This is a genomic window from Nostoc spongiaeforme FACHB-130, from assembly GCF_014698475.1.
Lineage (GTDB): Bacteria > Cyanobacteriota > Cyanobacteriia > Cyanobacteriales > Nostocaceae > Nostoc_B > Nostoc_B spongiaeforme.
Map to the genome: position 1 here is coordinate 21,541 of NZ_JACJTB010000044.1, position 12,686 is coordinate 34,226.

Below are 12,686 nucleotides of genomic sequence, written 5' to 3' on the forward strand. Positions count from 1 at the left end.
GACTCAAATTAGAAATAATAAAAATGCCAGATGGAGTATTTCTTGTCCATACAAGTAAAAATTAGCCCTTATAATTAGTCTGCTTTAGCGGACTTTTTTTATTCAAATTTATAGCAGAAAAATTTATCGAATAAAGTAGCGGTGATAAATCAATTTTGCAGAAATGTTGTATGCAAAGTCTTTATAACAAGTTTATTAATAAACAGTATTAACCAAAAATTAGTGTGAACTTCAAGATTTCATACTTTCATATATGTAGTTTTTATGCGAGACTAGCATATAACATGATATTTGCTGTTTAAGTTAACTATGACTATTCATCATGTTCAATTTCGTTCCAGTATTTCTCTCTCAATGCTGGATTCCAGTCTTATTCACAAAAAAACGAGTATTGCAGTCATTTTGATTGGCTGTCTAGTTCTTATGGGCTGCATGAAAGATATTGAAGTGCTGAAAAGCGTTATATCAAGATGGGTGGCCATGAAAGCTAACACTGCTATTTGTTTGATAAATGCACATTTTTATCAATTTGGCTCATTCACATCAATAACAATACATACAGCAATTGGATTTATATTACTAATATTTGGCGTTTTGTTTGCCTGTCCAAACCGTGGGTTAATGATTGTAGTTACGAGTCAAAGCCTAGGCGGAATCATGGCGAGGAATTTATTACCAGCAGCCATTATATTTCCGCAGGCGATCTGCTGGCTAGTTCTGTTTGGGTATCGAATGGAGATTTATACTGCGGAATTTGGACTGTGTATTTTAAGTATTTTGAATATTATTGTCTTTGCAGTGTTGATTTGGAAAAATGCCAGATCGCTCAATATTATTGATCATCAGCGCAGGCGATCGCAAATCGACCTCAAAAAAACCAATGAAGAATTAGAAACAAGAGTTACCCGCCATACTAACGAGTTATTAAAAGCTTTAGAACAATTACAACAAGAAATTGCCGAACGTCAAATTATTGAACAAGCTTTGTTTGCTGAAAAAGAACTGGCTTTAGTCACATTACAATCAATTGGTGATGGAGTCATTACCACGGATGCTACAGGGTTAATTAAATATCTTAATCCTGTTGCCGAAGCCTTGACTGGTTGGAGTTTAAATGCAGCATTGGGTAAACAAATAACCGAAGTCTTTCAAATTATTAATGAAATTACCCGCGAACCTGCACAAAATCCAGTTGAACAAGTCTTACATGCTGGTGAAATTATTGGTTTAACCAATCAAAGTGTGCTGCTTACCAGCGACGGTAGAGAATTATCTATTGAAGATTCCGCCGCACCAATTCGTACCAAAGATGGTCAAATTGTTGGTGTGGTAGTCGTATTCCACGACGTTACCCAAAGCCGCAACATGGCACGTTTATTAGCTTGGCAAGCCAGTCACGATAGCTTAACAGGACTCGTGAACCGACGCGAGTTTGAATACCGCCTTACCCAAGCTGTGACTAACGCCCAAACCGGCACAGAAAAACATATACTGTGTTATCTAGATTTAGACCAATTCAAAATTGTCAATGATACATGCGGTCACGCGGCCGGCGATAAACTACTATGCGAAGTTGCCCATTTGTTTCAAACATATATTTGTTCCGATGATACCCTAGCGCGTTTAGGTGGAGATGAGTTTGGCATTATTTTAAACAACTGTTCTCTCGAAGCCGCCGTATTAATTGCTAATACCATCAGAGAAAACACCCAAAAGTTTCGCTTTGTTTGGCAACAAGATAAAATTTTTAATCTCAGCATCAGCATTGGCTTAGTTGCCCTCAATGCCGATACTCTAAATATGAATAGTGCCTTGAGTGCAGCTGATGCAGCTTGTTATGTTGCCAAAAACCAAGGACGTAATCGTGTCCATATTTACCAAGCTGATGATTTGGAGTTAGCCAAACAATATGGTGAAATACAATGGGTAAGCAGAATCACACAAGCACTAGAAGAAAATCGCTTCCGGCTTTATTATCAATCCATTGTTCCCGTGAGTAACAGCGACTCACAAACAACGCATTACGAAATTCTCTTACGATTAATTGATGAAACAGGTAAGTTAGTCTCACCAATGGCGTTTATTCCGGCTGCTGAACGCTATAATCTGATGCAAACCATAGACCGTTGGGTGATTCACACATTTTTTACCCATTTAGCCCAATGCGTAGATTTTCAACAAAATCATTGTTCTGTATTCAAACATTCGCGTGGCTGTTTATATACTATTAACTTGTCTGGCGCGAGTATTAACGATGATAGATTTATTGATTTTGTATGCGACCAGTTTACATTACACCAAATTCCCCCAGAAGCAATTTGCTTTGAAATTACCGAAACAGTAGCTATCAAAAACTTAGGTAAAGCGGCTGGGTTTATTCGCGCACTCAAGGAATTTGGTTGCTGCTTTGCCTTAGATGATTTTGGCAGTGGAATGTCATCTTTTGCTTATCTCAAAAATTTACCAGTTGATTATTTAAAAATAGATGGCAGTTTTGTGAAGCATATTGTAGATGAACCAATTGATTTAGCAATGGTTGATGCGATTAATAAAATTGGTCAAGTAATGGGCATTCAAACTATTGCTGAGTTTGTGGAAAACAACGACATTTTAAAAGTAATTCAAAACCTTGGGGTAAATTATGCCCAAGGTTACGGTGTGGCGCGGCCAGTTCCGTTTTTGTTGAACTAGAGGCTAGTACAACAAGGCAAAAGTAAAAGGTCAAAAGGAAAAAGAAAGAATATTGATACCACAAGCTTTTTAGCAATTTCTTATGGTCTATTTATTTGCGCCGACCTGTGGCTAGGGGCGGGAGTTTAGTATTTTTACTCAGCACTTTGCTGCAAATTCTGTCCGCAGTTGATTAACAACCCGGTCTAAGCCGACAGAATGGGCTGCTTTAAATAAAATCCGATCGCCTGGTTGAATGAAAGTTTTGAGCCGTGCGACTAAATCGCTGTGAGTAGCAAAGCACTCGGCTGGAATACCCTCGGCACTTTTGGCGATCGCTTCGGCATCTTGTCCATCTACCAACACTAGTAACCCATCTAAATGCAAGTTACGGACTGTTTCACCGACTTTTTGGTGTAATTGTGGCGATCGCTCTCCTAATTCTTTCATCGCGCCCAATACGGCAATTTTGCGCTTTCCGGGAGTGTCTGCCAATAATTGCAACGCTGCTAACATAGCTTCTGGTGCAGCATTATAAGTCTCATCTAAGATTACAACATCATTGGGTAGCGCATAACGTTGCGATCGCCCGGTCGGCATATCCACGTCCACACCGTCAGTTAAAGTTGACCAATCAATCCCCAACACCTTAGCCACAGCTAAAGCGGCTAAAAAATTTGTCGCATTATGACGACCCACCAAAGGCAGAGGTAATTTCATCCCGGCAACTTCTATAGTTTCAGTATCAAGTAAGTTTCCGTGGATATCACCACCAGATAAACCGTAAGTTAAAACTTCACCTGACCAGACTTTTTTGGCCGTGGCAATTAATAAAGGACTGTCATAATTTAAAATTGCCACACTATCTTTTGGCATTTCGGCGAGTAATTCACATTTGGCCTGGGCGATCGCTACTTCTGATCCCAGCAACTCAATATGGGCTGTGCCGACGTTAGTAATTACCCCAATCGTTGGTCTAGCAATGTGAGTGAGTTCGGCAATTTGCCCCCTACCCCGCATTGCCATTTCAATCACAGCATAATTATGTTCGCCATTTAATTCTAAGAGAGTTTTTGGTACACCAATTTCATTATTAAAATTGCCGAAGGTTTTATGCACTTTACCTTGGGTAGATAAAACTGCTGTGATTAATTCTTTGGTTGTAGTTTTACCCACAGAACCCGTTACCCCAATCACCGGGATCTCAAAGCGATCGCGCCACCATCGACCAATTTGTTGATAAGCTGCTAGGGTGTTTTTGACTTTTAAAACTGGAAAATCAGAATTTTCGTAGTCAAAATCGACAATTGCGGCTAATGCGCCCTTGGCGATCGCTGTTGGGATAAAATCATGGCCATCAAACTTCTCACCCCGTAAAGCCAGAAATACTTCTTTAGGCTGAATAATGCGAGTATCTGTTTGGATACCAATACTTACTTGAGTTAACGCCGCCTCTGATAAATTAGCAGATTGAGCCGAAATCACTTGCAACAGTTGGGATAAGGTAGAAGACCAAGACATAGAGCTTTTGGGATGATTTTTATAAAAAATGATTATCTATTTTCTGCACTAAATCGTCCATAAAGGAGACGAATATAAAATTATCTCATCGTATAATCTTGGTGAACAAAATACCAAGTACCAAGTTTTTTTTTACCAACAATTTTTAGCAATGATTCAAGGAGTGATTCATCTTCCTAGATAAAAACCAGTTTGTCGATTTAAAAATGACAAAGCATACATCATAGCCGAATTTTGTAATCATTCATACTAAATTTCCGATGATTTTGACCATTAATTGGCCTTTCTGACAAGGCAAAAAAACACAAAATACCTTTCTTTTAGCAGTTACTTGTTTAATGATTTAGTTCATAGTCAGGGAAAATAAGTATTACACATTTGAGTAAGGCTACCGAATGATAGATGTTTTGTCTTTAACTCTCCCAACAAATTAAAAATTCATCAGGCGAACTATAGCATTACCTATCTACAATCAACCACAGAGGAAGACATGATATCACATAGTTCAGGGTTGTATATTCTACTAGTCAGTGTTCATGGCTTGATTAGGGGAAAAAATCTCGAATTAGGCAGAGATGCTGACACTGGTGGACAAACAAAATATGTAGTCGAACTTGCCTGTACCTTAGCCAAACATCCCCAAGTAGAAAGAGTTGACTTGGTAACACGTTTAATCGATGACCCGAAAGTAAGTTCCGACTATGCAAAGCCTGTAGAAATTCTCTCAGACAAAGCCCAAATTATTCGCCTCGCTTGTGGCCCACGTCGCTACCTCCGCAAAGAAGTTCTCTGGCCGCATTTAGATACTTTTGCAGATGAATTGCTCAGACATATCCGCAAAGTTGGTAGAATTCCCAACGTCATTCACACTCACTACGCCGATGCAGGATATGTTGGTTGTCGAGTTGCTGGTTGGTTGGGAACGCCACTAGTACACACAGGTCATTCCTTGGGACGAGTCAAGCAGCAAAGATTACTCGAACAAGGAACCAAACTCGAAGCCATTGAAGACCACTTTCATATTAGTACCCGGATTGAAGCCGAAGAAATTACCCTTGGTGGTGCAGCCTTAGTGATTGCGAGTACAAATCAAGAAATTGAAGAACAATACAGCATTTACGACCAATATCAACCAGAAAGAATGGTTGTCATCCCCCCAGGAGTAACCTTAGAGAAGTTTTATCCCGCCCCCGCAGATTGGCCAAAACCCCCCATTTATCAGCAATTGCAGCGATTCCTCAAAGAGCCAGAAAAGCCGATGATTACGGCCATTTCTCGTCCAGCAATTCGCAAAAACGTCAGTCGGCTAATCAAAGCCTTTGGGGAAGATCCCAAGCTACGTGAGTTGGCTAATCTCGTCATTGTTTTAGGACAGCGAGAAGACATTTCAACAATGGAATCTGGGCCACGTCAGGTATTTTCGGAAATCTTTCAATTAATCGATCGCTATGACCTATATGGTCATGTAGCCTATCCCAAACACCATGTTTCTGACGATGTACCGGATTTATATCGCCTGACAGCAAAAACTGGTGGAGTATTTATTAATCCAGCACTCACAGAACCATTTGGATTGACTTTAATTGAAGCTACAGCTTGCGGTGTGCCAATTATTGCCACCTGTGACGGCGGGCCGAGGGATATTATTGGCGCTTGTCAAAATGGTTTATTGATTGATCCGCTAGATATCCAAGACATTCAAAAAGCCTTGCATCAAGCTTTAACAGATACTGCCCAATGGCAAACTTGGTCTAGCAATGGCTTGGTGAATGTGCGTCAAGCTTTCTCTTGGGAAAGTCATGTCGAACAATATTTAGAGAAAGTGCGGCTATTTCCCCAACAGAAAGTACAGTCTTTACTATCGCCGGTGCGAGAATTTCCCACAAGCGATCGCCCCGAATGGAAAATTCCCAATACAAACAATCTCCCAACCGCAGATCGCTTCCTCATTTCTGAAATTGACAATACCTTATTAGGCGACCAAGAAGCCCTGCACAAATTAATTCACCGCATTCGTGCTGAAGGACATACAACTGGTGTAGGCATTGCTACAGGGCGCAACCTCAGCAGTACCTTAAATATGTTGGAAGAATGGGAATTTCCCATGCCAGATTTGCTGATTACTTCCGCAGGTAGCGAAATTTACTACGGCCCCAAAATCGTGACAGACACCAGTTGGCAAAAACACATCAGCTACAATTGGCATCCAACAGAAATTCGGGAGGCGATGAAAGATATCCCTGGAATAGAATTACAGCCACCAGACACCCAAGGTAAGTTTAAAATTAGCTACTTTGTTGATGCTGACAAAGCCCCACATTTCCGCGAAATTATCCGCCATCTGCGCCAGCAACAACTCCCCGTCAAAGGCATTTTTAGCCATAATATGTACCTTGATTTATTGCCATTCCGCGCTTCTAAGGGAGATGCACTGCGCTATGTTGCTTTGAAATGGGGATTACCCGTAAAACGGTTTTTAGTTGCAGGTGCATCAGGTAATGATGAATCGATGCTAAGTGGCAATACTTTGGCAGTTGTCGTCGGGAACTACAGCAAAGAAATTCACAAGTTACGCGGCTATCCCCAAATTTACTTTGCTCAAGGCCGCTATGCTTGGGGAATTTTAGAAGCCTTAGATCATTACGACTTTTTTGGTAATTTGTCTGTAATCCAGCCAGAACCAGAAATGGTAGCAGTGTAATGTATGAGTTTCCCGTGTATGTAGAGGGTAATACTATGTTGGATTTTGGGTGGCGACAGGGTTGATTAATCAGCTTCTCAGAACTCCAGTTGCTGCAACTTTTTACTTCTTTACATACGCGGGATGCTCTATTTAAATTTATTGGCTAGGTGATGAAATAACTTTAATAGTTGCTTCTTCAATCGTTTTACAAGATAGAAGTCAGAAGCCTGCTGTTTACGCTTTGGGACGAATTTCAAATGCAAGCTGTGAACGATAGAAACAAACATCAAATTCCAAGAAAAAATTCATCCGACCCAATAGTAAAGGCACATCATCAGACGAACTCCATACAAAGACTAAGCGCACAGGAGCAAAATCACCAATTTGGGCAGAAACTAATAAACCCCTTGCTTCAACTGAAACTAAGTTACCAGCAAGAATTACAGAAGTTGTTTGTTCTTCCCAAATAGCACCAAGTTGAAGACCGATACTATACGGTAGAACATTCACACTCGCCCCTGTATCTAGAAGTGCAGAAACCTCAACTCCTGAACCTCGATAGCTCAAGATTAGCGGTAATTGGGGTAAAGCGTCAGGAACGCCGAAAGCATCAAAACCCTCTGTAAAATGAAATCGCTGGGCGTTACGTATTTGGCGTTGTTGAATCTGATTCCAAGAGTTGGCTAAGTTTGTGAGCAGCTTCATGTGAATTGAGAGGCGACCAAAGCGAGTAAGTTGCTCCAGCTTGTAATGTGGGTTCTTCTTCCTTGGCTAACTCTGCAATGAGAAATTGCATAACTTTCAATTTTTCTGTGCGAGGCAAATTTCGGAGAGTTGAAAACAGGTCTACTGCTGTCATAAAACTGAGGAAAACACACAACTTCTTTATTTTCTCATAACCATTATTGAGAATTTTCCTTTGTAGCAACTTACGAGAAAGATAAAATTAACTGTCCGTCTCGGAGTGAAGCGCAAATTATTATCTGTTCGTTATCGTGTATGTCAATATTGAGTACATTAGACTCTCTGCGGTCGGGCTTCATTGCGCCGTACTCTCGCAAAACTACTGTGTAAACTCCTGCTTTGAGTCGGACGTAAATGCTGTTTGGCGGTGCTAAATGAGCAAATCTCATTCCTGTAGCATGAATGTTGCGATTGATGTAAAGTTTGTAAGCAGATATACCACCTACCAAAGAAGCATCACCCAAAAAAATCAATGTGGAACGGTTGATTGCGTCCCACTCTTTGTTAAATTTTTCCCAGAAACTTTTAATAGAGGTCACTTGTAAAATTTGATTCGGTTATCCCAGCAAGTTAATAATCGCCTTAGCTAACAATGTTGGTTCAATCGGTTTAGGCAGGTGTGTTTGAAAGCCTGCGGCTAATGCTTGCTGACTGTCTTCAGTTTTAGCATAGGCGGTAAGAGCGATCGCGGAAATTTTCCCTCCTTGGCTGGCTGGTAGTTTTCTAATGCGGCGAATCAAACTATAGCCATCTTCCACAGGCATACCAATATCGCTAATCAATACATCTGGTTGAAATTCTGGTAATATTTCAAAACATGCGGCGGCATTTTCCGCAGCCATTACTTTTGCACCATACTGTTCTAAAACAAAAACTAAAAATTCACGGGAATCGAGATCATCTTCCACAACCAAAACTCGCACGCCTGTTAAATCCAACTCTAGATGACTAGATTTATTTTCCTGAAGCTTTTGTGATTGCACAGGTAATAAGGGCAACATCACTGTAAAAGTTGCTCCTAGTCCTTCACCAAGACTAGCCGCATTGACTGTACCACCATGTAATTCTACTAAGTGGCGAACAATTGCCAATCCTAACCCTAAGCCACCAAATTTCCGCGTTATTGAAGCATCAGCTTGGCGAAAATAATCAAAAACGAATGGCAAAAACTCTGGTTCGATGCCTTTGCCAGTATCACTCACCGTAATTTGGGCATACTTGCCGACTTGTTGTAAATCAATTGACACACGCCCATTTTCTGGAGTGAATTTAATTGCATTAGAAAGTAAATTCCAAACTATCTGCTGTAACCGCGCCGAATCTCCTGCAACTTGTCCTACCTGCTCTAAATTAGTTTGAATCACAATTGATTTGGCAACAGCAGCAGTTTGCATTGTTTCCATTGCCGACTCAATAATAAATAATAAATCTACTGGCGCGACATTTAAATTGAGTTTGCCACGTAGTATCCGCGAGACATCTAATAAATCATCTATGAGTTGCGTTTGTAATTTAGCATTGCGCTCAATAGTTGCTAAAGCTTCGGCAGTTTTGGAGGGATTTAATTTGTGAGTTTGCAGTAATCTTGACCAACCTAATATCGGGTTCAGGGGAGAACGTAGTTCGTGAGAAAGAATGGCTAAAAATTCGTCCTTAACACGGTTTGCTGATTCTGCTTCCAGGCGTAATCTCTGCTCATAGTTGGCAACTTCTTGGCGGATTTGTGCCATTTTTAGGTTAGCTTCAACCCGCGCTAAGAGTTCCTTGGCAGAGAAGGGCTTGATTAAATAATCGTCTGCACCGTTGGTTAATCCCGCAATACAAGATTCTTCTTCCGCACGGGCAGAAAGTAGAATAATTGGCAAAGTTCTGGTATCAGGGTTAGCTCTTAGTGCTTGTAACAAGCCAAAACCGTCGAGTTTTGGCATCATGATATCTGTTATGAGAATATCTGGCTTTTTTTGGCGAATAGATTCTAAGGCCGCTACTCCATCAGCTGCTGTTGCCACTTCATACCGCAGACTTAATAAACGCTGTACGTAGTCGCGCATATCTGCATTATCGTCAACTAAGAGAATCCGGGCAGAGGAAGGTGACAAATGAGAAGTTATAGGTGACAGATTAGATTTTTCCCTGTTCCCTGCGATGCACTGAGCTTGTCGAAGTGTTCCCTTTTCCCTATTCCCTTCTTGGGGTAGCCAGCGCAGGGCTTCGGCAATATAGGTGGTGCTTGCTTGAATTGTGGATGATGTGGATGTGGTGGCAATGTTTGATGTGCGATCGCTTGGTAAATGCTCGTATCCAGTAGGGATAGAGACAATGAAACTGGTACCTTGATCAACAATACTACTAACTGTAATGATGCCTTGATGCAGTTTGACTAGTTCCTGCACTAACGCCAGTCCAATACCAGAACCTTCAAAGGTGCGTCCTTTTGCTGCTGGGACGCGATGAAATCGTTCAAATATCCGAGGTAATTCAGCAGCCGGAATTCCTGTCCCTGTGTCGCGTACTTCCAATTCGATATGATCTTGGCAATAGCGCAAATCCAAACAAATTTCTCCCGTAAAGGTAAATTTAAAAGCGTTGGACAGCAAGTTCAATACTATTTTTTCCCACATTTGGTGGTCAACATAAATTGCCTCTGGCAAGGGCGGACAGTTGACTAAATAGCGTATACCTGCTTGTTCAATGGCTGACCGAAATACACCAGCCAAATCTGCGGTGAAGCTGGCTAAGTCGGTTGGTTGGTAATGGGCTTGTATGCGCCCAGCTTCGATGCGGGAAAAGTCGAGTAAAGTATTAACTAGCTTGAGTAGGCGCAGAGAATTACGATGGGCAATTTCTAGTTTATGGCGATCGCTCGGCAAAGGCCCTTGAGGATGAGCTAAAGCTTCTTCTAATGGCCCCAACATCAACGCCAAGGGTGTGCGAAACTCATGGGTAATGTTACTAAAAAAGGTTGTTTTCGCCCTGTCTAGTTCTGCTAAAGCTTCGGCGCGTTGGCATTCGGCTGCGTAAGCATCAGCATTGGCGATCGCTGTGGCAATATTATTGATGACTAAATCAAAAAACCCTTGGTATTCATCATCAAACGCCCGTTGTTGATTAATGCCAAGTACAACTATCGTGGCTAGTTCTGGTTTACCTGATTGGGCGATGGGGATAACTAAGGCAGATGAAGCTGAATTTATACCGATTCCTTCAGGCAAATGCTCAATTATTCTAGCTTCTTTGATTTGCTTAACTTGCGCCAGTTGCCAAGGATCATTATCTTGGGTTAAGTCAACTTGTTCAGGCGTGACAGAAGTTCCCGCAACTATGCCAGATGTCCCTACCAAGTGAGCTTGTTTACCACTCCCTTCGACTTGATACAGTAAAGCAAACGGAATATCTGCCAAATTTTGAGCTAGGGTTTCAGCCACAATACTGTAAGCTGCGGCTACTGTTTTGGCTGGTGCGGTGTTAGCAGCTAGTTCTCTGAGTGTGCGGAGACGACGTTCGCCAATTACCTTTTCGGTAGTTTCAATAACCGCACAAAAAACTCCGCCCACACCCCCGGTTTCGTCTCGAATTGGACTGTAGGAAAAGGTAAAATAAGTTTCTTCCAGGTAGCCATAGCGATCCATGAGCAGTTGCAGATTCTCTGACCAAGTAGGCTGACCTGTATTTAAAACGCTGTCGGCTAAAGGCCCGACAACATCCCAAATTTCTGCCCAACAAACTTTAGCCGACTGTCCTAAAAATTGCGGATGTTTACTAGCGCCCAGAATCGGGCGGTAAGCATCGTTGTAGAGATTTGCATATTCTCTACCCCACCAAATGAACATCGGGTAATGAGAATTCAAAATAATGCTGACCGCAGTTTTTAAACTTTGCGCCCATGTTGATGCTGAACCTAACAAAGTTTGCGACCAATCAAGCGATCGCATCAATGAACCCATCTCTCCACCGCCCGCAAAGACATCCTCAGAAATTTTGCTAGTCGTAGGATGATTCACGGTTGTAGCTCCACTTGTTGGTAGAGTTTAACTTGTAATTTAGATGCGATCGTCAATAAATCTAATTGCTGATACTGATTTTCTCTACAATTGCCTCTAAGAGATGCAAATATGAACACAGCTAATCGTCGCTTAGGAGTAAACTGTCGAAGTTCACGCATCGGTTTGCTTACTTTTGTGCGTCTAAGCAAGGCGGTATTGCTAGATTTCACTGCTGGAAAAACATACTGCATTTGCCTTAAGTTAGCAGACAAATAATACTACATATTTTATTGTTGTATGAATTAGTAAATCGTCTATCTATCTTGAGATTTAATTTTGTATAGCAATATTTAGCAAGCAAGATAATTTTATCTTAACTTCCAGATTGTTGATTTGATGTGCGATGCCTTCAAAGCTAGACATATCAAAATCAGGAGTTTCGGTAAGTAGATAAAGGTATGGGATATAAAGGTTTGGTACATCCATACCTCTATACCCCTATACATATCACACTCTAACCTTGAGGAGTAAGTCTTGTTTGATCTTTGAGGACTTTAACCGATATTAATTTTCACAACTTTTTGTTTTTCAGCTTCCGATTTCGGCAAAGTTAACCTGAGAATACCATCTTTATACTCAGCTTCTACTTTGTCATTTTGGACTAAAGAAGGTAACGGAATTATTCTTTGAAATCTGCCATAACGAAATTCAGAGCGACTGATGCCTTTTTCTTCGATTTTAGTTTCCGATTTACGTTCACCACTAATAGAAACTGCTTCTGGTGTAACTTCGACATTGATATCTTTTGCATCTAGTCCTGGTACTTCTAGCCGCAGATGAATTGCTTCGTCTGTTTCTTCGATTTCAGCAGCCGGGACAAAATTAAACGCTGTTCTTTCGCCACCGTCTGTAGGTGCTAGTCTATCGAACAGACGATTCATTTGCCTTTGTAAAGTTTCCAGTTCTCGGAATGGTTCTAAGCGTTCGATATCACGAAACGGTTCCCAACGAATAAGTGCCATATCTGTCACCCCTAAGATGCAATATTTGGAGCAATGAAGCTTAATTACAGGCTTATTTGTTGG

Annotated in this window: 8 protein-coding genes; 2 read left to right on the forward strand and 6 right to left on the reverse strand. The window is 41.2% G+C overall.

From position 1 onward, the window contains the following. The first annotated feature begins 657 nt into the window (after window positions 1-657). On the forward strand, window positions 658-2,691 hold the full coding sequence (locus tag H6G74_RS24715) for an EAL domain-containing protein (protein WP_242051345.1): 2,034 nt from the start codon (window positions 658-660) through the stop codon (window positions 2,689-2,691). A gap of 138 nt (window positions 2,692-2,829) precedes the next feature. On the opposite strand, the gene H6G74_RS24720 is transcribed toward H6G74_RS24715, so the two are convergent. Then, window positions 2,830-4,191: a UDP-N-acetylmuramoyl-tripeptide--D-alanyl-D-alanine ligase gene (locus tag H6G74_RS24720; RefSeq protein WP_190970162.1), complete on the reverse strand. Its 1,362-nt coding sequence runs from the start codon at window positions 4,189-4,191 to the stop codon at window positions 2,830-2,832. A 490-nt stretch (window positions 4,192-4,681) separates the two neighbouring features. On the opposite strand from H6G74_RS24720, the gene H6G74_RS24725 reads away from it, so the two are divergent. Continuing rightward, on the forward strand, window positions 4,682-6,892 hold the full coding sequence (locus tag H6G74_RS24725; RefSeq protein ID WP_199341113.1) for an HAD-IIB family hydrolase: 2,211 nt from the start codon (window positions 4,682-4,684) through the stop codon (window positions 6,890-6,892). A gap of 216 nt (window positions 6,893-7,108) precedes the next feature. Here the strand turns inward: H6G74_RS24725 and H6G74_RS24730 are convergent, their stop codons facing one another. The 5 genes from H6G74_RS24730 to H6G74_RS24750 form a co-directional block, all read right to left on the reverse strand. Continuing rightward, on the reverse strand, window positions 7,109-7,525 hold the full coding sequence (locus tag H6G74_RS24730; protein WP_190970186.1) for an aspartyl protease family protein: 417 nt from the start codon (window positions 7,523-7,525) through the stop codon (window positions 7,109-7,111). 278 nt (window positions 7,526-7,803) lie between these two features. Further along, window positions 7,804-8,157: a hypothetical protein gene (locus tag H6G74_RS24735; protein WP_190970163.1), complete on the reverse strand. Its 354-nt coding sequence runs from the start codon at window positions 8,155-8,157 to the stop codon at window positions 7,804-7,806. A gap of 18 nt (window positions 8,158-8,175) precedes the next feature. After that, entirely contained in the window at window positions 8,176-11,562 is a 3,387-nt protein-coding gene (locus tag H6G74_RS24740; RefSeq protein WP_190970187.1) for an ATP-binding response regulator, read from the reverse strand. Between the two features lie 53 nt (window positions 11,563-11,615). Next, complete coding sequence (locus H6G74_RS24745) at window positions 11,616-11,780, reverse strand: hypothetical protein (RefSeq protein WP_190970164.1); 165 nt, start codon at window positions 11,778-11,780, stop codon at window positions 11,616-11,618. Window positions 11,781-12,155: 375 nt separating this feature from the next. Next, the gene (locus H6G74_RS24750) at window positions 12,156-12,623 is read right to left on the reverse strand and encodes an Hsp20/alpha crystallin family protein (protein WP_190970165.1); all 468 of its coding nucleotides are present in this window, start codon (window positions 12,621-12,623) and stop codon (window positions 12,156-12,158) included. Between the last annotated feature and the right edge of the window lie 63 nt (window positions 12,624-12,686).